At 68.2% G+C, this 26,344-nt stretch carries 28 protein-coding genes; 6 read left to right on the top strand and 22 right to left on the bottom strand.

Annotation, left to right across the window (positions count from 1 at the left end; translation table 11 throughout):
• Positions 1–66: 66 nt before the first annotated feature.
• The 7 genes from EIM48_RS10060 to EIM48_RS10030 all read right to left on the bottom strand — a co-directional run bounded on the left by EIM48_RS10060 (position 67) and on the right by EIM48_RS10030 (position 5,178).
• Positions 67–579 carry a hypothetical protein gene (locus tag EIM48_RS10060; RefSeq protein ID WP_125111568.1) on the bottom strand — a complete coding sequence of 171 codons (513 nt, stop codon included), beginning with the start codon at positions 577–579 and terminating at the stop codon, positions 67–69.
• A gap of 68 nt (positions 580–647) precedes the next feature.
• The gene (locus EIM48_RS10055) at positions 648–1,274 is read right to left on the bottom strand and encodes a hypothetical protein (RefSeq protein WP_125111567.1); all 627 of its coding nucleotides are present in this window, start codon (positions 1,272–1,274) and stop codon (positions 648–650) included.
• A gap of 69 nt (positions 1,275–1,343) precedes the next feature.
• Positions 1,344–1,871, bottom strand: a complete 528-nt coding sequence (locus EIM48_RS10050; protein WP_125111566.1) for a hypothetical protein — start codon at positions 1,869–1,871, stop codon at positions 1,344–1,346.
• An 842-nt stretch (positions 1,872–2,713) separates the two neighbouring features.
• On the bottom strand, positions 2,714–3,340 hold the full coding sequence (locus tag EIM48_RS10045; protein ID WP_125111565.1) for a hypothetical protein: 627 nt from the start codon (positions 3,338–3,340) through the stop codon (positions 2,714–2,716).
• A 48-nt stretch (positions 3,341–3,388) separates the two neighbouring features.
• Positions 3,389–3,658 carry a hypothetical protein gene (locus tag EIM48_RS10040; protein WP_125111564.1) on the bottom strand — a complete coding sequence of 90 codons (270 nt, stop codon included), beginning with the start codon at positions 3,656–3,658 and terminating at the stop codon, positions 3,389–3,391.
• 81 nt (positions 3,659–3,739) lie between these two features.
• The gene (locus EIM48_RS10035) at positions 3,740–4,141 is read right to left on the bottom strand and encodes a hypothetical protein (RefSeq protein WP_125111563.1); all 402 of its coding nucleotides are present in this window, start codon (positions 4,139–4,141) and stop codon (positions 3,740–3,742) included.
• A gap of 71 nt (positions 4,142–4,212) precedes the next feature.
• Positions 4,213–5,178, bottom strand: coding sequence for a GDSL-type esterase/lipase family protein (locus tag EIM48_RS10030; RefSeq protein ID WP_125111562.1), 966 nt, complete (start codon positions 5,176–5,178; stop codon positions 4,213–4,215).
• A gap of 181 nt (positions 5,179–5,359) precedes the next feature.
• Between EIM48_RS10030 and EIM48_RS10025 the strand changes: the two genes are divergently transcribed.
• Positions 5,360–6,367: an integron integrase gene (locus tag EIM48_RS10025; RefSeq protein ID WP_125111561.1), complete on the top strand. Its 1,008-nt coding sequence runs from the start codon at positions 5,360–5,362 to the stop codon at positions 6,365–6,367.
• A 662-nt stretch (positions 6,368–7,029) separates the two neighbouring features.
• Here EIM48_RS10025 and hutU read toward each other — a convergent pair.
• Both hutU and EIM48_RS10015 read right to left on the bottom strand, forming a co-directional pair.
• Positions 7,030–8,703: a urocanate hydratase gene (gene hutU / locus EIM48_RS10020; protein WP_125111560.1), complete on the bottom strand. Its 1,674-nt coding sequence runs from the start codon at positions 8,701–8,703 to the stop codon at positions 7,030–7,032.
• An 81-nt stretch (positions 8,704–8,784) separates the two neighbouring features.
• The gene (locus tag EIM48_RS10015; protein WP_028914767.1) at positions 8,785–9,231 is read right to left on the bottom strand and encodes a hypothetical protein; all 447 of its coding nucleotides are present in this window, start codon (positions 9,229–9,231) and stop codon (positions 8,785–8,787) included.
• A 192-nt stretch (positions 9,232–9,423) separates the two neighbouring features.
• Here EIM48_RS10015 and EIM48_RS10010 point away from each other — a divergent pair, with 192 nt between their 5' ends.
• The 3 genes from EIM48_RS10010 to EIM48_RS10000 all read left to right on the top strand — a co-directional run bounded on the left by EIM48_RS10010 (position 9,424) and on the right by EIM48_RS10000 (position 12,831).
• Entirely contained in the window at positions 9,424–10,662 is a 1,239-nt protein-coding gene (locus EIM48_RS10010) for an ectonucleotide pyrophosphatase/phosphodiesterase (RefSeq protein ID WP_233581672.1), read from the top strand.
• A 97-nt stretch (positions 10,663–10,759) separates the two neighbouring features.
• Positions 10,760–12,286: an AlkA N-terminal domain-containing protein gene (locus EIM48_RS10005; RefSeq protein ID WP_125076197.1), complete on the top strand. Its 1,527-nt coding sequence runs from the start codon at positions 10,760–10,762 to the stop codon at positions 12,284–12,286.
• Positions 12,283–12,831: a methylated-DNA--[protein]-cysteine S-methyltransferase gene (locus EIM48_RS10000; RefSeq protein ID WP_125111559.1), complete on the top strand. Its 549-nt coding sequence runs from the start codon at positions 12,283–12,285 to the stop codon at positions 12,829–12,831. The genes EIM48_RS10005 and EIM48_RS10000 overlap by 4 nt, the downstream gene beginning before the upstream one ends.
• 312 nt (positions 12,832–13,143) lie before the next feature.
• Here the strand turns inward: EIM48_RS10000 and trpA are convergent, their stop codons facing one another.
• Entirely contained in the window at positions 13,144–13,947 is an 804-nt protein-coding gene (gene trpA, locus EIM48_RS09995; RefSeq protein ID WP_026010385.1) for a tryptophan synthase subunit alpha, read from the bottom strand.
• 83 nt (positions 13,948–14,030) lie between these two features.
• Complete coding sequence (gene trpB, locus EIM48_RS09990) at positions 14,031–15,245, bottom strand: tryptophan synthase subunit beta (protein WP_125111558.1); 1,215 nt, start codon at positions 15,243–15,245, stop codon at positions 14,031–14,033.
• A gap of 93 nt (positions 15,246–15,338) precedes the next feature.
• Between trpB and EIM48_RS09985 the strand changes: the two genes are divergently transcribed.
• Positions 15,339–16,226, top strand: coding sequence for a LysR family transcriptional regulator (locus tag EIM48_RS09985; protein ID WP_125111557.1), 888 nt, complete (start codon positions 15,339–15,341; stop codon positions 16,224–16,226).
• A gap of 30 nt (positions 16,227–16,256) precedes the next feature.
• Here EIM48_RS09985 and EIM48_RS09980 read toward each other — a convergent pair whose 3' ends face one another.
• The 8 genes from EIM48_RS09980 to EIM48_RS09970 form a co-directional block, all read right to left on the bottom strand.
• On the bottom strand, positions 16,257–16,709 hold the full coding sequence (locus EIM48_RS09980; protein ID WP_083852393.1) for a CPBP family glutamic-type intramembrane protease: 453 nt from the start codon (positions 16,707–16,709) through the stop codon (positions 16,257–16,259).
• Between the two features lie 420 nt (positions 16,710–17,129).
• The gene (locus EIM48_RS15345) at positions 17,130–17,285 is read right to left on the bottom strand and encodes a hypothetical protein (protein ID WP_158675205.1); all 156 of its coding nucleotides are present in this window, start codon (positions 17,283–17,285) and stop codon (positions 17,130–17,132) included.
• 121 nt (positions 17,286–17,406) lie between these two features.
• On the bottom strand, positions 17,407–17,565 hold the full coding sequence (locus EIM48_RS15340; protein WP_019397968.1) for a hypothetical protein: 159 nt from the start codon (positions 17,563–17,565) through the stop codon (positions 17,407–17,409).
• A 40-nt stretch (positions 17,566–17,605) separates the two neighbouring features.
• A complete protein-coding gene (locus EIM48_RS15335; protein ID WP_019397967.1) occupies positions 17,606–17,764 on the bottom strand; it encodes a hypothetical protein in 159 nt (52 codons plus the stop codon).
• A 94-nt stretch (positions 17,765–17,858) separates the two neighbouring features.
• Positions 17,859–18,008, bottom strand: a complete 150-nt coding sequence (locus EIM48_RS15330) for a hypothetical protein (RefSeq protein WP_156810417.1) — start codon at positions 18,006–18,008, stop codon at positions 17,859–17,861.
• Positions 18,009–18,079: 71 nt separating this feature from the next.
• Positions 18,080–18,244, bottom strand: a complete 165-nt coding sequence (locus EIM48_RS15325; RefSeq protein WP_158675204.1) for a hypothetical protein — start codon at positions 18,242–18,244, stop codon at positions 18,080–18,082.
• 82 nt (positions 18,245–18,326) lie between these two features.
• The gene (locus EIM48_RS09975; RefSeq protein ID WP_037034467.1) at positions 18,327–20,444 is read right to left on the bottom strand and encodes a peptidase domain-containing ABC transporter; all 2,118 of its coding nucleotides are present in this window, start codon (positions 20,442–20,444) and stop codon (positions 18,327–18,329) included.
• Positions 20,445–20,601: 157 nt separating this feature from the next.
• Positions 20,602–21,864, bottom strand: coding sequence for an HlyD family efflux transporter periplasmic adaptor subunit (locus tag EIM48_RS09970; protein WP_026010384.1), 1,263 nt, complete (start codon positions 21,862–21,864; stop codon positions 20,602–20,604).
• A 417-nt stretch (positions 21,865–22,281) separates the two neighbouring features.
• Between EIM48_RS09970 and EIM48_RS09965 the strand changes: the two genes are divergently transcribed.
• Positions 22,282–22,647, top strand: coding sequence for a helix-turn-helix domain-containing protein (locus tag EIM48_RS09965; protein WP_232207890.1), 366 nt, complete (start codon positions 22,282–22,284; stop codon positions 22,645–22,647).
• 481 nt (positions 22,648–23,128) lie between these two features.
• Here EIM48_RS09965 and EIM48_RS09960 read toward each other — a convergent pair whose 3' ends face one another.
• The 3 genes from EIM48_RS09960 to EIM48_RS09950 are packed head-to-tail and all read right to left on the bottom strand — an operon-like array spanning position 23,129 to position 26,328.
• On the bottom strand, positions 23,129–23,785 hold the full coding sequence (locus tag EIM48_RS09960; protein WP_019397962.1) for a phosphoribosylanthranilate isomerase: 657 nt from the start codon (positions 23,783–23,785) through the stop codon (positions 23,129–23,131).
• Positions 23,782–24,555 carry a tRNA pseudouridine(38-40) synthase TruA gene (gene truA / locus EIM48_RS09955; protein ID WP_125111555.1) on the bottom strand — a complete coding sequence of 258 codons (774 nt, stop codon included), beginning with the start codon at positions 24,553–24,555 and terminating at the stop codon, positions 23,782–23,784. The genes EIM48_RS09960 and truA overlap by 4 nt, the downstream gene beginning before the upstream one ends.
• Positions 24,556–24,561: 6 nt before the next feature.
• Positions 24,562–26,328 (bottom strand): FimV/HubP family polar landmark protein, encoded by a 1,767-nt coding sequence (locus tag EIM48_RS09950; protein ID WP_125111554.1) that lies wholly within the window; start codon positions 26,326–26,328, stop codon positions 24,562–24,564.
• Between the last annotated feature and the right edge of the window lie 16 nt (positions 26,329–26,344).

Here is a 26,344-nt window from a genome sequence, read left to right as displayed (position 1 = left end):
AGGAGCGGCCAAAGAAGGCATTGGGCGGGCTGACACCGAGCGCCTACGCGAAGCAACTGGCATCGGCTACCATCCACCCCGGACTCTAAATCGCCCCGCTACTGAAGGCGGGGGGACGTCGCACCTAGCAAAGTTCTTAGCGGAAGCAGTGAAGTCCCCGCTCCTAACCTTTGCAAAGGACTTGGACATGAACCATCGCATTGGCCTGAAAGTGGCGCTCTCGAACTCGCGAAAAACCACCTCCATGTCGAGATTTCCATCCGGCGGTAGATCGCGTATGAAATCTTTGGCTTGGGACGCGCTCTCCGCTGCGCCCATAACAACAGCGGCCAAGAACTTTTCCACCACGGTCAGGCCTGCCGCGATCAAATAGATGATGGAAGCGCAAGAGACTACGGCGACGTCAAGGTGTTGGCCGATCCCTGGCAGATTGCCAATCACCAACGCAATCGCACCTCCGGCGCCTGCGATGAGCCAGCTGACAAAGCTGTCAATGACGGCGGATGATTTTCCCGCGGCCATCGTCATCAGTCCGCTGGCCAGCACCTTTTCTTGCAGATGGTCGCTTCCGTTGGCCATGATTCCTCCCTGACGGCTAACGCCTGAATTAAGCCGACCCGCGAAGCGGGTTCGGCTTGAATGAATTGTTAGGCATCACTGCTTGCCAGTGAGATGTCGATTTCCGGATACCTAGCCGCGAACCTGTCCCTGTTGCGGGGTGGGAGGCGGCTAAGGGACTTGGCAAGTGATGTCCTGATAAAGACATAATCACTAGCGAATAGTTGTGCTGCCTTGGCAGCTCCGAGTGTCCGGTACAAGTACGAGATGATGTCATACGTCTCTCTTGCGTCGATGCTCGGCTCAGCTAGCTTTTTGTGATTTTTCTTAACGTATTGGTGCACAGCATCAGTTGCGCGCTCATCTCCGTAAGCTGCAATGGCCCAAAGGGCATACGACTTTGCACGATATGAAGGGTCCAGTAACTTCAGGGCGTAATACTCAGTTTCAGAGGATCTGGAAATGCGGGCGATGGTCAGCATCGCCGTTGCTTTTACGTCCTGGGATGGGTGCGTTGCGAGGCTTTTAAGTGATGGGATTGACCGTGGAGTACCACAATCGCGCAATGCGATAACGGACCAATACACATCCATCTTTGTCTCATTCTTCTCGATCAGATTTAGGAAGAAATCCTCTGACCATGAAAAGTCCTTGTGACGCCTGCCGAGTGTCTTGGCAATGTCGCGCTTGTCGCCTGGGGAAATCGAGAATGCCATGGGTGATGCCTAACGCTTGAGTTAAGCCGCGCCGCGAAGCGGCGTCGGCTTGAATGAATGGTTAGGTGGTCAGCCGCTATCCCGCCAACCACCAATCACGTCTCTGATACGAACAAAATCTGGATCTACCCTAGACGCCTCAACGAGTTCGTTGAGATGAGAGAGGGTGACCGTCTTGAACCGGCAGCGATTGAAGTATGCCGGAAGCTTTCGCTGCTGCGACTTTGTGATTCGTTGCGATGCTGCCACCCAATAAACAATGTGCACCAAGGCATCGTAGTGCCTATTCTCCAGCCTAAGAATGTTTGCCATGGGCTCGCTCACGGAGGCATCCAGCGCGAGCAGCTGTGCTTTGGTGAAGCCGCAACGGGAGGCGTGTTGCAGATAGTGTTGCTTTTGGTCCTGATAGAACCCCCAAGCGACATCGAACTGTCCGGACGCCACAGCCTCCTGAGCCTTTGACCCCGCAATGGCTGCCTTGCCCAGGTGATCGTTCTTGGAAAAATCAGCCTGAAGGCGGGCGGCGAACTCCTCGAAGCTCTCTTCTGCCTCGACAGGCGGAGCAGCCTTCTTCTTGAGGAAGTCGAAGAGTCCCATGACCACCTAACACCTAAGTTAAGCCGCGCCGCGCAGTGGAGCCAAGCACATGGCAAGCTGTATCTGCCATGTGCTTGGCGGAACGAAGCGGCGTCGGCTTGAACGAATTGTTAGGCCACATGTGCACGCACTACAAGACAAGGTTCTTGAAGCAAGCGCAGATCATCTGACCAGCCTGTACGAAGAAGCGCTGCTCCGACCAAGGAGTGGACGCCGTTTGCACATGTGACCGCATTGCAGCTCATTGGGTCTGGAAGGGCGCAGGCGAAAGCCTCAGCCCCAAGTCTTGCGTCGGCTGTATGACTATCACCCTTGGCCTTTCCAGTGACGAACGCCTCCCAGAGAAACAAGCCCGATTGCGAAGCGGAGAACTCGTGCCAAGACAAAAAGACCGAGGTGACTTGCGCCAGTTGCCTCTTAATCTCTTGAAGTACCCAAGTAGTCTGCACCAGACCCGTAGTGAGCGCACCGCAGCCAGCTCCAGCACTCCAAGGGCGGCTCCCTTCGCCAGGGCGAGCACTAGTGAGGCGAAGCTCATCATCGACCAGCGGTACGAACAACGGACATTCAAACCCAAGGGCAACCGGCTTGCCGGAGTCCAAGGCAGCGCTGACGTGTCTAGCAAGAGTTGACGGCCTAGTGCCGCTTTCTCCGAGAGATGACCACCAGCCAAAGTTTCCTTTCGCCACCGCGCCAACGTCCGCACAGACAATGACAATGTTTTTCACGTGGCCTAACGCCTGAATTAAGCCGCGCCACGAAGTGGCGTCGGCTTGAATGAATTGTTAGGCCCCGCAGGCGGCGGATAGCACTCCCGCTGATGCGTTGAACGGATCATGTATTTAAAAGGACTTGTGTTCTATTTTGCTGGAAATGGCTGCTTTCCCTGCTGCGGTGTTAACGTAAATGCCGCCTTCATTTATCTTGTCCTCGACCCCATTGAAGTCGATGGTTACTCCGTTTGGCGCATTCCATGTGGCTTTAATCTTTGTTGCCTCCATGCCCATCATTGTTTGAATTGCTACTCGTTGCACGCTGGAGGGTTCGCCGAACTGCTCTCGGAGCTTGCTAAATAGTGATTCTTGGCTTTCGATTCCGGTTGTAGCGACCCAGACGCCCTCAATCATGTCGCCGGCGACGTAAGCATGAACTATCCTGGTTCCATCTGGGCGGTTGGTGGATTTTGGTACGACTTGAACAAGTGGGCCTCCCATTGGTTGGCCAGGAGAGGTTCCGGTCCAGCATGGGAGGCCGCCGCTTGAGTAGTCGTACATAACGGTGCCACGAATCTTATACTCAGGCATTGCTCCAACAATCTTTGTTGGACATTCTTGAAGATCGCTGGCTGGTACGCCGATGGGAATGCCCATAAAAGATGTAACCGCCGGCATGTTGGCATTTGAGCCTGGTGTTTGGCTTGGCGATGATTGCGCGGCGGCAACAGCCAGATAAAGAACAATACCGATCATTTTTTCTCCTTATCTTCGTAGCGCGGTTCCAAATGGCTAGTGTGTCTGCTAGTGACGTAGAGGATTGTCGATCCGAAGCCTAGCTTCATCACTAATAATGCCGCGCCTGACCGTCTCATGTTTGTGGTTGAGCAGGATGTATCTGTCCGTCTCGACCGGAGTTGCTATGTCGCCAGCTCTAGCTCTTTTGATGTAGCTGGCATAGAAGACTGACTCGTCAACCGTGAGGCCAGCAAAGACCTCCTCTCCGTTTGCGTTAGTGGTCAGTGCGCGCATCTCTAGAAGGTAATTGCGCTCATCTTCTTCCAAGTCAATCATCCGAACCTCCGAGGCAATTCACGCGGGGCCTAACGCCTGAATTAAGCCGCGCCGCGAAGCGGCGTCGGCTTGAATGAATTGTTAGGCATCACGCTCTGTGTATTTGTACTCACGACCCTCAAGCAGTCCGCCAGAAGACAGGGTTACGTTGAACCTCTTGAATAGCGAAAAAAGCTCTTCAGGCGAGAGGTCTTGAGTAACCTTTCTAAGATTGATGCTTCCTCCACCCTTCACCGAACTTGAGAACGAATCCATTGCGCTCGTTTGTGCGAGAAGAAATGTAGTAGATATGGATACTTTGTCAGTCGGCCCCGTTGATAGTTGGCCAACGTAGATTTCGTAGCCAACTAGAAGTTCATTGTCATTGATGAGGCCATGTTTCTTGAGCCACACACTTGCATCCGACATGTCGGCGCGGTCGGCAGCGGCGCTGCCTGTGAGGTCGTTGTACTGGACTGATGCCTTGAATGTGTCCGTGCTCATTAAATTCTCCATGTGTTTGATGCGAGACGGTAATCGGTGTGATGCCTAACGTCCAAGCTCAGCGGCGCGCGTTAGCGCGTCCGCTGGAGCGCCGTGTTAGGCAGGTTTTCAAATAGCGCATCGGCGATAAGCTTCTGTCCAATTTGGTTTGGATGAATATTGTCTCGATACGGATTATTACCGTTCTTAATCGCCTGACTAAAGTATGGTTCCAACGATATGCAAGGCACACCGATTGACTCGCAAACTTGTCGGATGCGCTGGTGTCCATTTTTGGGAATCCCTCGTTCTACTTCTGACTTCTCCCAATGTTGAAGCACCACGATCTTCGCTGAACTTGTTCGCGCTAACTCCAAAAAGGTCATCAGATCGTTGAGTCCCCGTTGAACTTCATTTTCACTTGGCTTTTCTTCAAATCGGTCTGATTCATTGACCGCTCTGCCTGCGTCAACTTGGGGCAGGTAACGCGGCAAGTATCTTGTGACTCCCTCAAGAAGTGCGGATGCTGGATTCTTGGTTGGATGTGTATTCTCATTGAGGGCTCCAAATGTAGGATTGTCAGCATAGTCATGGCTTGAAATGACTAATACAACGACATTGGCATCAAAAAAGCCGTACTCCTTGGCATAGGCAAGCCAATTGCCCGGCCCCCAACTATCCGCCGAAATATTCCCGACAACTGCCTTTTGATTTTCGGTTAATCTATTCTGTAGCAGGGTTGTTGCGAGAGCTACATGATCTGTTTGATTCCCACCATTCAAGACAGAATCCCCAAAAACCATAACCCGAAATTCGCCATCATCAGTCTTGTGTGCATCAAACGGCGCCGTGCGCATCCCATATTGATTGACAATGAAGCGATTTCCAAACCTCATAACATCCTGATTTGGCTTATACATATATTCGATTTGCGGATGAGTTATTAAAAGAGGTGGCGTTCCCAAGCCCAAGCAGTACCGAGCAAAGATTTCTCCACCGGTGGCCCCAACCACAATCGTTATAGCAAGCCTGATGAAAGCTTTTCTTGTAATTCGCAAGATTCTTGCTCCTTTATGCCTAACTACCAGTAGACCCCAAACCGGGGTGTAGCCCCGAGTCTGCGGCTGGGTCCCTTACCGCGTCAATTGACGAAGTCTTACTCGAATCAGGCATTTGCCTGATGGTGACCTGCTTGCCGCCGCGGCACCCTTGCGGTTTCGACGGCAAGGAGGCCGCGATATGTCTTATGAGGGCGAGCAGACCGCGATATCAGGGGGTGTAGCACGGGACGGGACGCCCCGGTTGCTGGACCAGGTGCGGGGGCGTTTGCGCCTGAAGCACTACAGCCTGCGCACGGAGCAGGCGTATCTGTACTGGATCCGCCGGTATGTCCGGGCGTGGCTGCCGCGGCATCCGGCGGAGCTGGACGGGGCGGCAGTGGAGGCGTTTCTCACCGGGTTGGCGACGCGGGACAACGTGGCCGCCAGCACCCAGAACCAGGCGCTGGCCGCCCTGCTCTTCCTCTATCGGGAGGTGCTGGGCATCGAGCTGCCGTGGATGGAGAACGTGGTCCGTGCCAAGCGGCCGCGGCGGCTGCCGGTGGTGCTGTCGCGCGCGCAGGTGGTGCGGCTGCTGGAGCGGCTGTCTGGCCGTGAGGCACTGATGGCCGGGCTGCTCTACGGCAGCGGGCTGCGCCTGATGGAGTGCGCGCGGCTGCGGGTCAAGGACGTGGACCTGGAGCGCAACGAGCTGACCATCCGCGATGGCAAGGGCGGCAAGGACCGGATGACGGTGCTCCCAGGCGCGCTGCGCGAGGCGCTGCTGCGCCAGCTGGCGGAGGTGCGCCTGCTGCACGCGCGCGACCTGGCCTGCGGACTGGGCCGGGTGCACCTGCCGCACGCGCTGGCACGCAAGTATCCCAACGCGGCCGCGGAGCCGGGATGGCAGTACGTGTTCCCGGCCACGCGCATTTCGGTCGACCCGCGCGACGGGGTGAGGCGGCGCCACCATATCGACGAGAAGGTGCTGCAGTCGGCGGTGCGCCGGGCGGCGCGCGAAGCCGGCTTCGACAAGCCGGTCACCCCGCACACCCTGCGCCACTGTTTCGCCACGCACCTGCTGGAGTCCGGCGCCGACATCCGCACGGTGCAGGAGCTGCTGGGCCACAAGGACGTGGCCACCACCCAGATCTACACGCACGTGCTCAACCGCGGCGCGCTCGGTGTGCTCAGTCCGCTGGACCGTTGACGGCCCTGCCCGCGCGTGCCCTGCCGCCGGATACGCGCCAATGTCTGCCACCGGGCCTCGACTGGAAATCACTGGCCGTCGGCTGATTTCCATGCGCGCGCGTATCGAAATCACTAGGACGCCGGCGATCTCCATTCACCGTCGTATGGAAATCGCTGGCGCGCCAGTCTTGATCACCCGTCGCCGTATGGAAACCGCTCGGCGTCCAGTGATTTCCATTCATCCGCGTATGGAAACTGCTCGACGGCCACTGATTTCCATTCGTTCGCGTATCGAAATCGCTCGCGCGCCAGCGATTGCCACTCATCGCCGGGTGGGAATCACACAATCAACCGTTTCTGGCCTCTACCCGGCCGGCTGCCCCCCCAGGTCGAGGCTGCCCCGCACCACCGTCCCGCGTCCCGCCACGCCAGAAGCGCCATGGCGTGTGCCGGCTGCCGGGAGGTAAAGGAGGAGGTGCTGGCCCGCGAGGGCCAGGACCGGGGGCGGGACGGCAGCAGGCCACACGCCAGGGCGCCCCCGGCGACCGCCGCCGTGCCTTGACCTCAGTCCATCAGTCCCTCAGTCCCTCCGGCATTCCGGGTAATTCGGCAACCTGGCGACCACTGAAGCGACGGGAACGACCGTCACGGCCGTACCACCGCCCCCCGGCGCCCTCGGTCCTACCGCCCCAGCATCGGCAGCTGCAGCCCCTGCTCCTTCGCGCAGTCGATGGCGATCTCGTAGCCCGCGTCTGCGTGACGCATCACCCCGGTGCCGGGATCGTTCCACAGCACGCGTTCCAGGCGGCGGTCGGCGGCCTCGCTGCCGTCGCACACGATCACCACGCCGGAGTGCTGGGAGTAGCCCATGCCCACGCCGCCGCCGTGGTGCAGGCTGACCCAGGTCGCGCCGCCGGCGACGTTGAGCATGGCGTTGAGCAGCGGCCAGTCGCTGACCGCGTCGCTGCCGTCGCGCATGGCCTCGGTCTCGCGGTTGGGGCTGGCGACGCTGCCACTGTCCAGATGATCGCGGCCGATCACCACCGGGGCCTTGAGTTCGCCCTTGCGCACCATCTCGTTGAACGCCAGGCCCAGGCGGTGGCGCTGGCCCAGGCCGACCCAGCAGATGCGCGCCGGCAGGCCCTGGAAGCGGATGCGCCCGGCGGCCATGTCCAGCCAGCGGTGCAGGTGCGGGTCGTCCGGTATCAGTTCCTTGACCTTGGCGTCGGTCCTGGCGATGTCCTCCGGGTCACCGCTCAGGGCCACCCAGCGGAACGGGCCAACGCCGCGGCAGAACAGTGGACGCACATAGGCCGGCACGAAGCCGGGGAAGTCGAACGCATCCTTGCAGCCGGCATCGAAGGCCATCTGCCGGATGTTGTTGCCGTAGTCGAATACCGGCACGCCCATGCGCTGGAACGCGAGCATGGCCTCCACGTGCACGCGCATGGACCTGCGGGCCAGTTCCTGCACGCGCTCCGGCACCACCTCCTGTTCCTCCTCCCACTCGGCCACGGTCAGGCCCTGCGGCAGGTAGCCGCGCAGCGGATCGTGCGCCGAGGTCTGGTCGGTGACCGCGTCCGGGCGCACGCCGCGCCGCACCAGCTCCGGCAGGACGTCGGCGGCATTGCCCAGCAGGGCGATCGAGCGGGCCTGGCCGGCCTTGGTGTAGCGCCCGATGCGCGCCAGCGCGTCGTCCAGGTCGGTGGCCTGTTCGTCGACGTAGCCGGTGCGCAGGCGGAAGTCGATGCGGCTCTGCCGGCACTCGATGGTCAGGCTGCTGGCGCCGGCCATGGACGCCGCCAGCGGCTGCGCGCCGCCCATGCCACCCAGGCCGGCGGTCAGGATCCACTTGCCGGTGAGGTCGCCGCCGTAGTGCTGGCGGCCCATCTCCACGAAGGTCTCGTAGGTGCCCTGGACGATGCCCTGCGAGCCGATGTAGATCCACGATCCGGCCGTCATCTGGCCGTACATCATCAGGCCCTTGCGGTCGAGCTCGTTGAAGTGCTCCCAGGTGGCCCAGTGCGGCACCAGGTTGGAGTTGGCGATCAGCACCCGCGGCGCGTCCGGGTGGGTCGGGAACACGCCCACCGGCTTGCCGGACTGGACCAGCAGGGTCTGGTCGTCGCGCAGCTCGCGCAGGGTGGCGAGGATGGCGTCGAAGCATTCCCAGTCGCGCGCGGCGCGACCGATGCCGCCGTACACCACCAGGTCCTCCGGGCGCTCGGCCACGTCCGGGTCCAGGTTGTTCTGCAGCATCCGGAACGGGGCTTCGGTCAGCCAGCTGCGGCAGGTCAGCTGGCTGCCGCGCGGCGCGCGGACGACACGGGAGGGATCGTGGCGTGGATCGGACATGCCGGTACACCTGGATGGAAGGTGCCGGCATTATCGCAGCGGCCCCGCACCGGCCCGTTGTGCAGCGCGGGGCGCGGTGGCTCAGTGGCCGGCGCGGGGCGCTTCCTGCTGGCGCTGCAGGCGGCGCTCCTCGGCCTCGCGGGCGCGCTCGATCTCCTCGCGCTCGCGTTCGTACTGGATGCGCCGGGCCTCGAACTCCTGGCGGTAGCGCTCGCGCTGTTCGGGCGAGGCGGCGTGCAGCATGCGCCGCTCGGCGCGCGCGCGGTCGGCCTCCATCCGACGGCGGTTGTCCTCCAGCGCCAGGCGATGCCGCTCGGCGGCGGCGCGGCGGCTGGCGTCCAGCTGCTGCTGGCGGGCTTGCTCCGCGGCCTGGCGCGATCGTTCCCAGGTCTGCGCACGGGTGTCCTGGTCGCCGGCACGCTGGCGGTAGCGGTCGGGGGTGACGGACTGGGCCTGGGCCAGCGGAGACAGGGCCAGCCACAGCGCGATGGCCAGGGCCGGGAGGCGTGCGGCTCGCGGGATCGGCATCGGGTCGGCGCTCCGTATGGATACGCCCCCGTTATAACGCGCGCGGCGGCAGCCGCGCCGGCGGGAGCGCGGGCTGCTTCAGCCGGCGCTCGGGAACCGCTCAGGCGCGGTTTGGCCGGTGCACGTCAAGGCTGGCGGACGGCAACGCGCATCTGCCAAGCTTCCGCACCTGTTTTGCCCTCTCCCCATGTGATGTCCTGTTTGCCGCGCCTCGGCGCCTTCCTGTTCCTGTTGCTCTCCCTGGCCGCCTGCGCGGCCGCTCCCGCCCGCACCGCCAAGGAGCCGGCGTACACCCCGCTGCTGCTGGTCTCGGTCGATGGCCTGCGCGCCGATGCGCTCGGCCGCGGCGATACCCCGGTGCTCGACGCCCTGGCGCGCGAAGGCGTGCAGGCCGAGGGCATGCGCCCGTCCTTCCCGGCGCTCACCTTCCCCAACCACTACACCCTGGTGACCGGCCTGCGCCCGGACCACCACGGCGTGGTCCACAACTCGATGAAGGATCCGCAGCTGGGCCGCTTCGTGGTCGCGGACAAGCAGGCGGCCACGGTCGCCGGCTGGTGGCAGGCCGAGCCGCTATGGACCACGGCCGAGCGCGCCGGCATCGCCACCGCGGTGTGGGCCTGGCCGGGCGCCACCGCCGAGCGCGACGGCGTGCTGCCGCGCCAGGGCCAGGCCTTCGACGCGAACATCCCGCTGGACGAGCGCGTCGAGCGGGTTGCCGCGTGGGTGGCGACGCCGCAGGGGCCGCGCCCCGGGCTGGTGGCGATGTACTTCGAGATGGTCGACGGCGCCGGCCACGACCATGGCCCCGGCTCGGAACAGGCCCGCGCGGCGATCCGCACGGTGGACGCGGCCATCGGCCAGCTGCTGGCGCGACTGGAGGCCGCCGGCGTGGTCCCGAACGTGGTGGTGGTGTCCGACCACGGCATGGCCGACGCCCGGAACTTCCTCGCGGTGGAGGACATCGCCGCGATGGAGGAGGCCGAGGTGGTGAGCATCGGCCAGGTGATCGGCCTGGTGCCGCGCGCCGGATACGGGGACGTGCTGCGCGCGCGCCTGCCCGGCCGCCACGCGCAGTACCAGTGCTGGGAGAAGGAGCGCATCCCGGCGCGCCTGCACTACGGCAGCCACCCGCGCATCCCGCCGATCGTGTGCCAGATGGACGAAGGCTGGAACGCCCTGCCGCGGGCGATGATCGAACGGCGCAATGCCGAAGGCCGCCGCGACGCGGGCGCGCACGGCTACGACCCGGACCTTCCGTCGATGCGCGCGGTGTTCCTGGCCCATGGCCCGGCGTTCCGCCGCGGCCTGCGCCTGCCGGTGTTCGACAACGTCGACGTCTACCCGCTGCTGGCGCGCCTGGTGGGCGTGCAGCCGCAGCCGGGCGACGGCAACCCGCAAACCCTGCTGCCGGCGCTGCAGGCGCCCTGATCCGCGGCGCCGCCGGCGGCCGGGCCGTGCCGGCGGCGTCCGCTTTGATGTCCGGAAACGGCCAGTCGGGCCCGGGCGCCGGTGCTAGCCTGCGCGCATGTCCTCCGTCGCCGCCCTGCCCGATCCGCGCGTATGCGAACGCGCCCGCCTCAGCCGCGACCCGCGGTTCGACGGGCTGTTCTTCACCGCGGTGCGCAGCACCGGCATCTATTGCCGGCCGGTGTGCCCGGCGCCGCCGCCGCTGCCGGCCAACGTCGACTACTACCCCAGCGCCGCCGCGGCCGAGGCGGCCGGCTTCCGCCCCTGCCTGCGCTGCCGCCCCGAGCTGGCGCCGGAGGACGGCGCCTGGCGGCGTGGCGATGCGCTGGTGGCGCGGGCGTTGGCGCTGATCGAGCAGGGCTTCCTGGCCGAGCATCCGGTGGCGGCCCTGGCCGAGCGGCTGGCGGTCGGCGAGCGCCAGCTGCGGCGGCTGTTCGTGCAGCGCCTGGGCGCGGCACCACTGGGCGTGCACGTTACCCGCCGCCTGCTGTTCGCCAAGCAGTTGCTGACCGAGACCACGCTGCCGGTCACCGAGGTGGCGCTGGCCGCCGGCTTCGGCAGCCTGCGCCGCTTCAATGCCGCGTTCCAGGAGGCTTATCGCATGGCGCCGCGCGAACTGCGCCGCAGCCTGCAGCAGCGCCCGGCGCTGGCGGCCGACCGTTCGCTGGTGCTGCGCCTGGGCTACCGGCCGCCGTACGACTTCGCGGCCATCCTGGATTTCCTGCGCGACCGCGCCCTGCCCGGGGTGGAACGGGTGGATGGTCAGTCCTATGCGCGCGTGGTCGGCGACGCCAGCGCGCCGGCCTGGCTGCGGGTCAGCCATTGGCCATCGGCCCGGGCGCGCCCGGTGCATGCGCTGAGGCTGGAACTGCACGGCGTGGCGCCGGCCCGGCTCGCGGACACGGTGCAGCGGGTGCGGCGGATGTTCGACCTGGATGCCGACCCGAACGCGATCGCCGCGGTGCTGGGGGCCGATCCGCGCCTGCGGCCGCTGCTGCGCCAGCGACCCGGGCTGCGCCTGCCCAGCGGCTGGGACGGGCTGGAGATCGCGGCGCGCGCGGTGATTGGCCAGCAGGTCAGCGTGGCCGCCGCGCGCACATTGGCCGCGCGCCTGGTGCAGCGCCATGGCGCGCAGGTGGCGCTGGACGCCGCACCCGGCCTGGACCGGCTGTTCCCGGACGCGGCCACCCTGGCCGCGGCGGACCTGGACGGCCTGGGCCTGACCGGTGCGCGCATCGCCAGCCTGCGCGCGATCGCGCGCGCGGTGCTGGAGGGCAAGGTCGGCTTCGGCCCGGAACAAACCCTGGAGGAATTCGTCGAAGCCTGGTGCGCCCTGCCCGGGATCGGCCCATGGACGGCGCAGTACCTGGCCCTGCGTGCGCTCGGCCATCCGGACGCGTTCCCGGCCGAGGACCTGGTGCTGCAGAAGGCCGCGTCCGGCGACGGCACGCGCCTGTCCACCCGCCAGCTGCGCGAGCGCGCGCAGGCCTGGCGCCCCTGGCGTGCGTACGCCGTCATCCATCTCTGGCGCGAGGCCGCCTTGCCCGCGTCCCGTGCCGGCACCGAAGCGGAGGTCATCCCATGAGCGCCATCCATTACTGCCGGTTCGACAGCCCGGTCGGCCCGCTGACCGTGGCCGCCTCCGATGCGGGACTGCACGCAATCGAGTTTCCGCAGAACCGCCATCCGCAGCGCCGGCTCGGCTGGGTGCCGAAGGAGCACCCGGTGCTTGGCGAGGCCAGGCGCCAGCTGCAGGAGTACTTCGACGGCGAGCGCCGCGAGTTCGACGTGCCGTTGGCGCCGCAGGGCACGCTGTTCCAGCGCCAGGTGTGGCTGGCGCTGGCCGACATCCCCTACGGCAGCACCATCAGCTATGCGCAGCTGGCGATGCGCGTCGGCCGCCCCGCGGCGATGCGCGCGGTCGGCGCGGCCAACGGCCGCAACCCGCTGCCGATCGTGCTGCCCTGCCACCGCGTGATTGGCGCCGACGGCTCGCTCACCGGCTTCGGCGGCGGCCTGCCGACCAAGCGCTTCCTGCTGCAGCTGGAAGGCGCGATCCCGCCGCAGGAGGCCGCGCGCGATCTGTTTGGTGGGGTTCGGGATCCGGGACTGGTGATTGGTGATTGGTGATTGGTGATTCGGGATTCGGGATTCGGGATTCGGGTTGATACGGGCGTCACTGGCTACGCCCGTAGTGGCGGGCGTGGCTTGCGGGCGGTTCGAGGAGCAAGCCATCGGGTGCTGGCGTTTGCCGGCCTGAGCGCTGGTGGACGGATTCGCAGCCCGGCCAAGCGAAGCGCACCAGGGCTCCCGGCGTCCAACGCCAGGGCTGACGCGCGCCCGCCCTGGATGCGGCCCGGGGCCTTGTCCAGGGGTATGCGCGAGCGCCGAACGAGGCCACGGTCGGGACCGCCCCGAAGACGTGATGTGCCGCGCCGTCGTTCAGCCGGCGTCGATTGCGGCGCGCAGCGGGGCGAGGAAGGCGCGGGCGCGGGCGGCGGCATCGTCCGCATCGGCGGCTTCGGCCAGCACCGATACCAGCGCCGAGCCGACCACCACGCCATCGGCGCCGGCCGCCATCGCCTTGGCGCTGGCCGCGTCCTTGATGCCAAAGCCGGCCACCACCGGCACCTTCGCCGCTGCACGCAGTTCCTCCAGGCGGCGGCTGGCGGCATCCGTGTCCAGGCGGTCGGCGCCGGTCACGCCGGCATAGCTGACGTAGTACAGGTATCCCTGCGCGCTGGCGCTGAGCATGGCCGCGCGCTCGTCAGAGGTGGTCGGCGAGGCCAGCATCACCAGGGCCAGGCCCAGTTCGTTGAACGCCGGCTGGAACTGCGGCGCTTCCTCCGGCGGCAGGTCCACCAGCAGCACGCCGTCGACGCCGGCGGCCACCGCCTCGGCGGCGAACCGGGCCGCGCCGCGGATCTCCACCGGGTTGAGGTAGCCCATCAGCACCACCGGCGTGTCCGCGTCACGCTCGCGGAAGCGGCGCACGCAGTCGAACACGTAGGCCACGGTCGCCCCGCGCGCCAGCGCGCGCTCGGAGCTGCGCTGGATCACCGGGCCATCGGCCATCGGATCGGAGAACGGCACGCCCAGCTCGATGCAGTCGGCGCCGGCCTCGACCAGCGCGTGCATCACCGGCACGGTCGCCTCCAGCGCGGGATCGCCGGCGGTGATGAAGGGGATGAGTGCCTTGCGCCCGTCGGCGCGCAGTCGCGAGAAGGTGGTTTCGAAGCGGCTCATGGATCGCCCGTGGGTTGCGTCGCGCCGGTGGCGCGTTTGCGCGGTGTGGATGCGGTTCGGCGCCAGCGCGGCCGGCGCCGGGTTCACAGCTGGATGCCCTCGCGCGCGGCGATGGTGTGCACGTCCTTGTCACCGCGGCCGGAGAGGTTGCACAGGACCAGTGCGTCCTTCGGCAGCTCGCGCGCCAGCTTGATCGCCTGCGCGACCGCATGGCTGGATTCCAGCGCCGGCAGGATGCCCTCGGTGCGGGTCAGCCGGTGGAAGGCCCCCAACGCCTCCTCGTCGGTCACGCCCACGTACTCGGCGCGGCCGCTGTCCTGCAGGAAGGCGTGCTCCGGGCCCACGCCCGGGTAGTCCAGGCCGGCGGAGATGGAATGGGTCTCGATGATCTGGCCGTCGTCGTCGCACAGCACGTAGGTGCGGTTGCCGTGCAGCACGCCAACACGCCCGGCCGACAGCGAGGCCGCATGGCGCCCGGTGTGCACGCCGTCGCCCGCGGCCTCGGCGCCGACGATGCGCACCTGGCGGTCGTTGAGGAAGGCATGGAACAGGCCCATGGCGTTGCTGCCACCGCCGACGCAGGCGGTGATCACGTCCGGCAGGCGGCCGTAGTCGGCCAGCATCTGCGCCCGCGCCTCGCGCCCGACCACGGCATTGAAGTCGCGCACCATGCGCGGGTACGGGTCCGGGCCAGCGACGGTGCCGATGATGTAGAAGGTGTCCTGCACATTGGTCACCCAGTCGCGCATGGCCTCGTTGAGCGCGTCCTTGAGCGTGGCCGAGCCGGAGGTCACCGGGACCACGGTCGCGCCCAGCAGCTTCATGCGGTAGACGTTGATCTTCTGCCGCTCGATGTCGGTGGCGCCCATGTACACCACGCACTCCAGGCCCAGGCGCGTGGCCACGGTGGCGCTGGCCACGCCATGCTGGCCGGCGCCGGTCTCGGCGATGATCCGCTTCTTGCCCATGCGCGCGGCCAGCAGCGCCTGGCCGATGGTGTTGTTGATCTTGTGCGCGCCGGTGTGGTTGAGGTCCTCGCGCTTGAGCAGGATCTGCGCGCCGCCCACTTCCCGGCTCAGGCGCTCGGCGTGGTAGATCGGGCTAGGCCGGCCGACGTAGTGCTTCAGGTCTTTCTCGAAGGCGGCCTGGAAGGCCGGGTCGGCCCTGGCCTCGTCATAGGCGGCGGCCAGTTCCTGCAGCGGGCCGATCAGGGTTTCGGCGACGAAGCGGCCACCGTGCTGGCCGAAGTGGCCACTGGCGTCGGGATAGGCGTGGAAGTCCTGGATGGGGGCGCTCATCGGCTTGACGGTATGTAAGGTGGGTTGACCTTAACGCACGACATGCCGCCCATAAAGTGATAAAGTCTGGCGCGACACGTCAGGAAAACTCACATGTCACGCGACCTGCCCCCGCTCAATGCCCTGCGCGCCTTCGAGGCCGCCGCCCGCCTGGGCAGCATGGCCGCGGCGGCCGAGGAGCTGCACGTGACCCACGGCGCGGTCAGCCGCCAGGTCAAGCTGCTGGAGGACGCGCTGGGCACCCCGCTGTTCACCCGGCACGGCCGCGGGCTGGCGCTGACCGCCACTGGTCGCCGCCTGGGCGAGGCCGCGGCCGCCGCGTTCGAGCCGCTGCGCCGGAGCTGGGCGGAGTTGCGCTCGCCGGCGGCGGCCCCCGCCCTGGTGCTGGGCTGCCCGGGCAGCCTGCTGGCACGCTGGATGATCCCGCGGATGGAGCAGCTGGCGACCGAGCTGCCGGACCTGCGCCTGCACCTGGCGGCCAGCGAGGCGACGCCCGATGCGGCGCTCACCGGGATGGACGCCGCGCTCCTGATCGGCACCCCGCCCTGGCCGCCCGGCTGGGACGTGCACCGGCTGGCACCGGAACGCATCGGGCCGGTGCTGAGCGCGCGACATCCGGCGCATGCCCGGCTGCAGGGTGCTCCCGCCACCGCGCTGCTGCAGGAGGCGCTGCTGCACACCGCCTCGCGGCCCTCGGCGTGGCCGGAATGGGCCCGCCGCAACGGCCTGGATCCGGAAGCCCTGCGCCTGGGCACCGGCTTCGACCATCTCTACTACCTGCTGGAAGCCGCCGCTGCCGGCCTGGGCGTGGCCATCGCCCCGCAGGAACTGGTCGCCGACGACCTGCGCGCCGGCCGCCTGGTCGCACCCTGGGGCTTTACCGAAACCGACGGCTACTGGGCGCTATGCACGCTGCGCGGTGGAGGCGATGCGCGGATCGCGCCGTTCACCACATGGCTGCGGAAGCAACTGGACCACTGAGTCCGGCACGCCGGGCTGGCGCAGGAACCACTACAACACCAGAAGCGTTGCCACCACGGAATTGTGGATGGCATGCGTGATGGACGCAGCAAGCACCGCCCAGCCCGCACCGAACTTCAGGTACCTGACATATACGAAGGAAAACACCGCGAAGTTGGCCAGGTTCGCGATGCCGCTGATCCAGTCGGCGAGCCCGTGCACCAGACCCCAGACCACGCTCGACATCAGGATTGCCAGCGCGCTGCTGCGTGTCCTTGGCAGGAATATCCAGGAAAGCAACGCCCCCATCACCAGGGTTTCCAGCAGCGGGCTGACCAGCACCCACCCGAACACCCGCCACCCCTCGGGAGACTGAAGTTCGCCGACAGAACCGGTGCTGCCTGTCGCGCCAAAGGCAAAAGCCAAGCTGGCGCCACCGGCGAGGCTGACCGCGCTCGCGCATGCACTTTCCGCAACCAGTTTGGGGATAGGCGGTCGAGTCATGCTGCCCCCATGCCTCCGTCCATTGGAGCCGGGGCAGGCACCGCCCGCCCCGGCCCTTCAATCAAGCGCCGTACACGTTGATGAAGGTGGCGGGCTTTCTTGCCTCCTTGCATGACGCATCCGGCGTCGCGGATCAAGGATCCATCCTTGATTCCTGGGTACGGTCCTCGCGGAATACTATGGCGCTGCCCGGCAAGATCAATCGGATTACCTGCACCGATGCGCAGGAACAAACCGGCGCTTTGGGTCGGATCCCCCCGCATGAAGCCAGGGTTCCAGGTACTACCGGGCCGCGTCCCCGGCTGCATGCCGGGTTCACCCGCCTGCCAGCGGCGCTGCTTCAGCCGGAAAGCCCCACTCATCCCGCAAGCCGCCCGCGGGGAGGGCCTCGGCCATCCCCGCCTACGGACCGCAGCAGCCTCAGGCCGCCGCCGAACGCTCCCGCGGCTCGGGCGTGGGACTGGGGGCCAGCCAGTCCAGCCAGGCTTCGGTGGCATCGTCGCGCCCCGGCGGCTTGTAGCCGGGCGCCACTACGACCAGGCCGCCGACTACATGGCGGAGTTCCTCTTGGGTCATGTCGCGCATCTCGTCCTCCGTTGATCGAGGCCGCCCCGGGCGGGACGGCCACTTGCAGCCACGGATGCAGCGGTCGCGCGGACCGGCAGTCGGGCCGGTCCGCGCACCCGCCGGCAGCCGGTCAGGGGGCGACCGGCTTCACCTGCTGGTACTGCTCCAGCAGCCATTCCAGCTCGCGCTGGGCGCGATCCAGGTAGCCCGCCAGCGGATCCGGCGGCGGCACCCGGACCAGCTCGCCACCGCCGACATGCGGGAATTCCCCGCGGTACAGGTCACGCATTCCTCTTCTCCCGTTCGATTGCCAAAGTGATCCGCGCCGGTCAGCGATGCTGCCGGTAGCGGCGCTCCTGTTCCCTGAGCAGGTTGAGCAGCAGTTGCCACCCCGTATCGGACACGCCCGTCCACGGCTGCGGCGGGGGCGCTTCCTCGCCCGCCCCGCCCGCCACCTTTCCGATCTCTGCCTGTTCCATCACGCGCATTGGCGATCTCCTCGAAGTCCTAGTGCACCAGGGATGGCCGTGCCGGCATCCGCGTCGCGCGGGCATGCCGGCCGCAGCCAACCAACGAACGGCTTCACGGCTTCAACCGTGCCTCTATCCGTTCGCGCCGGATGTCGCCCCACTCGGGAATTTCCGGACGGGGGTAATCAGGCGGCTCGGGAGGCCAGGGCCAGGTCTGTCCACCCACCACCTGCCCGACCTCTCCGCTTTCGATCTCGCGCATTCCTGTGCTCCTCTGGGTTGACGGTTGCACCACACATCCGGCGGGCCGCAGCTCTCGCGCCGCGCCCCGCCTCAGGGCCTGGGCTGGTTGCGCCGCGCCTGCTCTTCGAAGAAGTCGAGCCATTGCTGCCACTCGGCCTCGGAGATGCCGCCCGGCAGCGGCAGGTGCGGGGACTCGTCCGGTTCGCCGATCCCGCCCGCGATCCGGGCCATTTCCATCTGCGCCAGCTTCCGCATGTGTTCCTCCTGGAACGCGTACCTGTCCGGTGTGTTCCGCACACCACGGTATGCCGCCCGGGCCGCACCGGCCCGGGCACTCTCAGCACGGCACGGGCACCAAGCGCCCGTCGACGACCTCGTGGCGCAGCTGCTGCACGATCCGCCCCTGGTCCATGACCAGGACGCGGTCGGCGCTGGCGATGGTTTCCGGGCGGTGGGCCACGATCACCTTGGTCAGCGCCAGGCCCTTCACCGCCTCGTTGACCAGGCGCTCGTTGGCCACGTCCAGGTGGCTGGTGGCCTCGTCGAGGAACAGCAGCTTCGGCTTGCGGTACAGCGCACGCGCCAGGATGATCCGCTGCTTCTGCCCGCCGGACAGCGAGCTGCCCATGTCGCCGATCAGGCCGTGGTAGCCCATCGGCATGGCCGCGATCTCGTGGTGGATGGCGGCCAGCTGCGCCGCCTCCTCGATCCGCGCCTGGTCGGCCTGCGGGTCGAAGAAGCTGATGTTGTCGGCGATGCTGCCGGCGAACAGCTGGTCGTCCTGCATCACCGCACCGACGATCGCGCGCACGTTGCGCGGCCCGACCTTCTGGATGTCGTAGCCGCCGATGCAGATCCTTCCCTCGGTGGGCCGGAGCAGGCCCAGCATCAGCTTGACCAGGGTGGTCTTGCCGCAGCCGGAAGCGCCGACGATGGCCACCGACTCGCCAGGCTCGATGGTGAAGCTGCAGTCCCTGATCACCCACGGCTCCGCGTCGCCGTAGCGGAACGACAGCCCCTCGACCTCGATCCGGGTATCCGGCGGCGGCGGCAGTTCCGAGCGTTCGCGCTCGTCCTCCGGCGGCGTCAGCACGATGTCGGCCAGGCGCTCGCCGTGCAGGCGGAGCATGCGGAACTCGATCCACTTGTCGATCAGCGCTGCCATCCGCGTGGCGAACTGGTCCTTGTAGGCCAGGTAGGCGATCAGCATGCCCACCGACAGCACGTTCTGCAGCGCCAGCACCGCGCCGATCCAGATCACCACCACCCGCTCGATGCCGAACACCAGCTGGCTGGCGCTGTTGAAGCCCAGGCCCATGCGCGCCAGCCGCACCTCGTGGTTGACGGTGTCGACCATCAGGTTCTCGTACGCGGCGCGCCGCCGCGGTTCCTCGCCGGCGACCTTCAGGCTCTGCATGCCGCGCAGCGATTCCAGCAGGTGGGTCTGCTGCCTGGCCGCGGCGACCAGCTGGCGCTCGGTGCCGTCGCGCACCGGGCGGTAGGCCAGCGCGCGGATGCCGATGTACAGCGCCACCGCCAGCAGCGTCACCAGGGCGAGCTTCCAGCTGTACAGCAGCATCAGGCCGAGGGTGACGACGGCCATCAGGCCGTCGATGAGCGCCTCCACGAAGCTGGTGGTGAGCGTGCGCTGGATCGCCTGCACCGAGGACATGCGCGAGGTGATGTCGCCCAGGTGGCGCTTCTCGAAGAAGTCCAGCGGCAGGCGCAGGGCGTGGGCGAACACGTTGCCCATCCACTGCAGGCCCAGCCGGGTGGACAGGTACACCACCGACCAGCCGCGCAGCAGGCCGATACCGACCTGCAGCAGCAGCGCCAGCAGGAAGCCCAGGCCGAGCACGGTCAGCAGGTCGCGATCGGCGGACACCAGCACCTGGTCCACGACCCACTGCATGAAGAACGGCGCCAGCACCACGAACACCTGCAGCGCCACCGACAGCACCAGGATCTGCGCCAGCGCGCCCCACAGCCCGCGCACCGGGCCGGTGAGCTGGCGCACGCCGACCGAGGCCGGCGCCTTGCGCGGGCGGAACTCGGCCGCCGGGCCCAGCTCCAGCGCCACCCCGGTGAAGTGGTCGGACGCCTCGCGCAGCGACACCCGGCGCTCGCCGCTGGCCGGATCCAGCAGCACCACGCCGGAGCGGTCGACCCGCGCCAGCACCACGAAGTGGTTGAAGTCCCAGTGCAGGATGCAGGGCAGCCGCAGCTTGTCCAGTTCCTCCAGGTCCAGCCGCAGCGGACGGGTGGCGAAACCCAGCTGCTGGGCGATGCGGATCAGCTGGTCCAGGCGCGCGCCCTTGAGCGAGAGCGGGAAGCGCTGGCGCAGCTCGGACAGGCTGGTCTGGTGCCCATGCGCGGACGCCACCATGGCCAGGCAGGCCAGTCCGCATTCGGCCGCCTCGGCCTGCAGCACCACCCGCGGGGAACGGCCTAGCATGCGCGCCCGCCCTCCCGCAGCCGGCACGCCGGCGCGCGCCGCCGCCTGCCCTGCCAAGCGCGCCGCCGCCATCCTTTCCTGCCGTTGCCGCCACATCCGCATCGCCTTCTCCGTCCACCGCCGGCGCGCCCGCGCGCGCCGGATCCCGCGCCGCCGCTCAACCGGCAACCCGTCCCTGCACCGACCACAGCGGCTCCAGCAGCCATTCGATCAGCGTGCGTTCCTCGCCGAGGATGTCCGCGTCCAGCACCATGCCCGGCTTGAGCGGCTCGGCGCGGCCGTAGGCGCGGATCGCCTGCGCCGGCAGCGTCACCGTCACCCGGTAATAGGGCTCGGGTGCCTGCGCGTTGCCGGTCAGCGTGGCCAGTTCGCCCGGACCAAGCGCGCTGCGGCTGATCCGGTCCACGGTGCCGCGCTGGTGCCCGAACTTCTGGTAGGGGAAGGCCTGGTAGCGCAGCATCACCGCGTCGCCAGGCTCGATGAAGCCGATCGCGCGGCTGGGCACCAGCAGTTCCGCCTCCAGCGTGCCCTCGCCCGGCAGCACCGACAGCAGCGGCTGCCCGGCCTGCACCGACTGGCCCGGCTTGATCAGCTGGGTGGCGACCACCCCGCTGATCGGCGCGGTCAGCACCAGCTCGCCGCGCGCCTGGGTCTCCACCAGCTCCTGCTCCAGCGCCGCCAGCTCGCGCGCGAACGAGGCCTCGCCGGCGCTGCGCTGGCCGGGAATCTCCGCCAGCGCCTGCTGCAGCTGCGCGATCATCCGCCGGGTGGACACGGCCTGGCGCTGCAGCGCCTGCATCTCGCCGACCTGGGTCAGCGCCACCGATTCCTGCTGCTTGATCTGCAGCAGGCTCACGTAGCGCTCGTCCTGCAGCTGGCGCAGGCGGTCCAGGGTCTCGCGCGCCAGCCGGATCTGCTCCTCGCGGGTGCGGATCTCCGCCTCCACCTGGGCCAGTTCCTGGCGCGCGGTGGCCAGCTGCACGCGCAGCCCGGATTCCTGCGCTTCCAGCTGCGCCAGTTGCGCCGCGTGCGCCGATTCCAGGCTCTCGCGGCGGCGGCGCAGGCGCTCCTCCAGGGCGGCGTTGGTGTCGCCGGCGGCGCGCGTGGCGCGCGGGACCGCCACCACCGCCACCGCCTGGCCGGCCTGCACGCGCGCGCCTTCCTGCACGTGGGCGGCCACCACCACCCCGGTGGCCGGCGCCACCACGGTGGCCATGCCCGCGCTGGGGACCAGCTGGCCCACCACCGGCGACCGCCGGGTGTAGGTGCCGAACAGCAGGAACAGGATCACCGCCAGCGCCACCGCGGCGGCGGCAGCGGTCAGCAGCCACAGCCGCAGCGGCTGGGCCAGCGAGATCGCGCCCAGCCAGCTGCCGCGACGCGCCTCCAGCGCTTCCCTGCGGAACAGTTCCTGGCTCATGTCGCGTCCGTGTCCGTTGCCAGGGCACGCGCCGTCCATGTGCGCCGGATGGCTGCCGCGCTCCGCGCGGCGCGCGGCGCTTCGTGGGTACCAGATGACTCCTTCATCCCTCTCCCCTCGCGCTCGATGTGCGCCGCGTCACAAAGATGACGCAACGCGCACTCGCTTCGTCCCGATACTTGCCCGCCGGGATTTGCGACGACAAGCCCGACGATGGTGCGTGGCACGTGCAAAGCCGCTTGCGGCGCAGGCCTCGCGCCGCGTCACACAAGCAACGCACCAGGCGGTGCAAGCGAAACTGCACGAAATGCAGCCAGAATCGCTTGCATTTGCGCCGGTTGCGCAATCGCATTTGGCAGGGCTAGGCTCCAAGCCAATGCCACGGACAGGGCAGGAAGGGAACGCATGAATCTCTCGATGAGAATCCGCATTGCGCGCCAGCGGGCCCGATTGTCGCAGGAGGCGCTGGCCGCACTCCTCGGCGTCACCCGCGGCGCGGTGGCGAACTGGGAATGCGCGGTGGGCGCGCAGCCGGCGACGGCCAGGCTCGAACGCCTGGCGCAGGTCACCGGCGTGTGTTTCGAATGGCTGGCCACCGGGCGCGGTCCGCTCACCTACGACGGCAGCGACGACCTGCCTGCGGTGGATGCGGAACTGGTGCACGATCCGGCCGAGCGCCGCCTGCTGCACGCCTACCGCCTGGCAAGCCGCCCGGTGCAGAAACTGCTGCTGCAAATGGCCGAGGTCCAGGTCCAGGGCGTGGAGGGCCGCCGCCGCGCCTGAGCAGGCGCCGATCGCGCGGCGCGATGGCTCCGGCGCGGAGCACCGCCTGCCTGGCCGATGCGCGCCGAACGGCCGCACCCGCGGCTGCCTGCACGAGCGCCTGTGCGGCCATCAACCCCGCCCCGCTGCGATCACCCGGCAGCGGGTGCGGGCAACAGTCTCCCGTCCTCGTTCCTCAGGAGCGGGGCAGCAGATGCATTGTCCGGGCGCCCCTGGCAAGGTGCGCTTGATCCGGCCCGAAGCATCCGGACCGGCGCCTTGCGCTACGAAGGGGAACCGCCCACGCGGCCACAGGCTCGCGTACGCGCCGATGGCGGGCAGGCAGTGGCGCGCGGCTACCGTTGCGCTTGTCCAGAGCGCTCATGCCTGCGCGACGCGCGGCAGCGCATGGAACGGCGGGAGCAACAGACGGCTCTTCGGCCCGAATGCACACGCGGACGCTGGCACGGCTGCGCGGCTGGCCTGCGCCCTCGCGTGCCGCTCAGTCCAGTTCGGCGCAGTCCGCGCGCCGCACCTCGGCGACGAAGCGGCGCATCCTGTCGCCGTCCTTGATGCCCGGGGACAGTTCGATGCCGCTGGCCACGTCGACCGCCCAAGGCAGGGTCGCGGCGATGGCCTCGGCCACGTTGTCCGGGTCCAGGCCGCCGGCCAGCACGAACGGCCGGTGCAGGCCGGTGGGCAGGCGCCGCCAGTCGAACGCCTTGCCGCTGCCGCCGGAGCCGCCGGCGCCATGGCTGTCGAACAGGAAGGCGGCCGCGTTGGGCCAGCGCTGCTGCAGCGATTGCGCGTCCCAGGTGCTGCCGTCGCCCATGGGAATGGCCTTCATGTATGGCACCCGGAAGGCACGGCAGAACGCGTCGTCCTCGTCGCCGTGGAACTGCAACAGCGCCGGGCGGATCTGCCGCACCACCTCGCGCACTTCCTCGGCGCTGTTGTTGCGGAACAGCGCCACGGCGCTGACCAGCGGCGCCATCGCCAGGCGCAGCTGCCGCGCCGCCATCGGCGTCACCTGGCGCGGGCTGCCCTCGGCGAAGACGAAGCCCACGGCGTCCACGCCCAGCTCGCTGGCCAGGCGCACGTCGCCGGGGCGGGTCATGCCGCAGAACTTGATGCGGGTGCGGTACAGCGCTCGGCTCACAGCGTCACCTCATCCGGCAGGCCCCATTCGGCGGGGTAAAGGGGACGCAGGAAGACCAGGCCCTGCGGCGGCGCTGTGGGCCCGGCCAGGGTGCGGTCGCGCCCCGCGAGCAGGCGGGCGATCCAGCCCTCGTCCTGGGCACCGGCGCCCACCTCCAGCAGCGAACCGACGATGTTGCGGACCATGTGGTGCAGGAACGCATTGGCCTGTACCTCGATGGTGACGGTTTCGCCACTGCGGCGGACCTGGATGTCCTGCAGGTTGCGGCGTGCATGCGGTGCCTGGCAATGCACCGTGCGGAAGGCGCTGAAGTCGTTCTCGCCCAACAGCGCCTGGGCCGCGCGGTGCATGGCATCGGCATCCAGCGGGCGCCGCTCCCAGGCCATCGTGGCGCGGTACAGCGCGGGCCGCACCGGACGATTGACCAGGGTGTAGCGGTAGCGTCGGGCGCGGGCGGAGAAGCGGGCGTGAAAGCCCGCGTCCACCGGCACGCACCAGCGCACGCACACGGTCGGCGGCAGGCGCCCGGTCACGCCCAGGGTCCAGGCGCGCGGATCGCGCTCGGCGGTGCTGTCGAAGTGCACGACCTGGCATTCGGCGTGCACCCCGGCGTCGGTGCGCCCGGCGCAGCTGACCGTGATCTCCTGGTCGGCCACCGAGGACAGCGCGCGCTCCAGCGTGGCCTGCACCGTCGGCGGCCCGGACGGCCCCAGGCCCTGCCAGCCCTGGAAGGCGCCGCCGTCGTACTCCACGCCCAGCGCGTAGCGCATCGCCGCTCAGCCGATCTCGCGAAGCAGCTGCGCCGCCTCGTCGCGGGCGGCCGGATCCTGGCCGGCGAGCACCTCGCGCAGCAGGGTGCGCGCGGTGTCCACGTCGCCCAGATCCAGGTAGGCCACGGCCAGCTCCAGGCGCTCGCGCCCGGCCGGGGCCGGGTTGAGCGGGGTGAAAGCGGACGCGTCGTCGTGCCAGGCCGGGGCCGCGGACTCGCGCGCGGCCGGTGCCGGCGGCGGCAGGTCGTCGTGGCGCAGCGGCAGCTCCGGTTCCACGTCCGGCTCCGGGGCCTGCTCGTCCACGTACGCCTCCGGCTCGACCGGATGCGGTTCCAGTTCCGGCGCCTCCACCGGCACCACCGGGTCGGCCGGCACGTGGGTGGACGGCGCGGCCGCGGCCAGCGCGGCGGCATCGAAGCCGGCGCCGCGGCCGACCGGGATCGGCAGCGGCTTGGGCCGGCGCGCGAACCACCAGGCCGCGCCCGCGGCCGCCGCCAGCAGCAGCAGGACCAGCGGCCACAGACCCAGGCCGCTGTGCGCGGATTCCTGTTCCATCTGCGCCAGGCGCTGCTGCGCCGCGGCCAGCTCACTGTCCTTCAGCTCGATCAGCTTCATCTGCTGCTGCTGCAGCTTTTCCAGTTCCTCGACCCGGCTGCGCAGCTCCTGCACCTCCGACTCGCGGGCGGCCAGGTCTTCCTGCGCCTGGCGCAATTGTTCGTTAGCCAGCATGTCGCCCTCGCCCCCACTGCCCAGTCCGGATGTCGCCGCCTGCGTGCCTTCGGCCGCCACCGCCGGCGCGATCTCCAGCCGCGCGCCGGCAGCAGCCGCGGCCGCTGCCGGGGCGGGAGCCGCGGCGGCGCTGTCGCCGATGGTGCCCTGCTGCTCCGGTGCGCCGGCCACCGCCGGCTGCGGCACCGGTTGGGCCAGCTGGCGCCACTGCGCGGTCTGCTCGCGCACCAGCGCGGCCGCGGTGGCCGCGTCGGCATAGTGTTCCGCGCCCGGCATGCGCAGCACCGCGCCGGCACGCACGCGGTGGATGTTGCCGCCGATGAAGGCTTCGGGGTTGGCGCGCAGCAGCGCCACCATCGCCTGTTCGCGGCTGTAGCCGCCGCGGTCCATGGCGGCGACCACGTGGGACAGGGTCTGCCCGCGCTCGACCCGGGCCAGGGTCTCGCCGGGGGCGGCCGCCACCGTGGGCTGGATGGCCGCAGCCGGAGCCCGTGCCGGGGCCGGCGCAGGCGCCGGTTCCACGGGCGCCGGCGGAGGCGGCGGCAGCGGCTCGGGCGCGCGCACGATCATGTCCGAAGGCAGTGCCTGCGGCGCCTCGATCACCGGGGCCTCGATCGCCACCGCGCTCTGCGGCGCCTCCACCAGTGCCGAGTATTCGCGCACCAGGCGGCCCTGGCCCCAGTCGACCTCGACCAGGAAGGACACCGCCGGCACGTCGACCGGGGCGCTGCTGGTGACGCGTACCACGGCGCGGCCGTGGGCGTCGGCGCTGATCGCGAACTGCAGGTCGCGCACCAGGCTGGTCGGAGGCTGCAGGCCGACGCGGGCGAAGGTCTCGGCCGAAGCCAGGCGCACCCGCGCGTTCTCAAGCTCCCCGGGCTGGTTGGAGATGATCGGAATCTCGGCCAGCAGCGGCTGTCCCGGCCCGGACAGCACCCGGATCTGGCCCAGGCCCAGCGCCAGTGCGCTGCTGCTGGCCAGCAACAGGGCGGTCGCCACCAGCCATTGCAACGGGCGCCACGCGCCCTGTCCCCTCTTTTCCATGGCGCGAACTATAGCG

Source organism: Pseudoxanthomonas sp. SGNA-20, from assembly GCF_003931635.1.
In the GTDB taxonomy this organism is placed as follows: Bacteria; Pseudomonadota; Gammaproteobacteria; order Xanthomonadales; family Xanthomonadaceae; genus Pseudoxanthomonas.
Note: the sequence above shows the minus strand (reverse complement) of the source record. Positions and strands in the feature narration are given on the sequence as shown.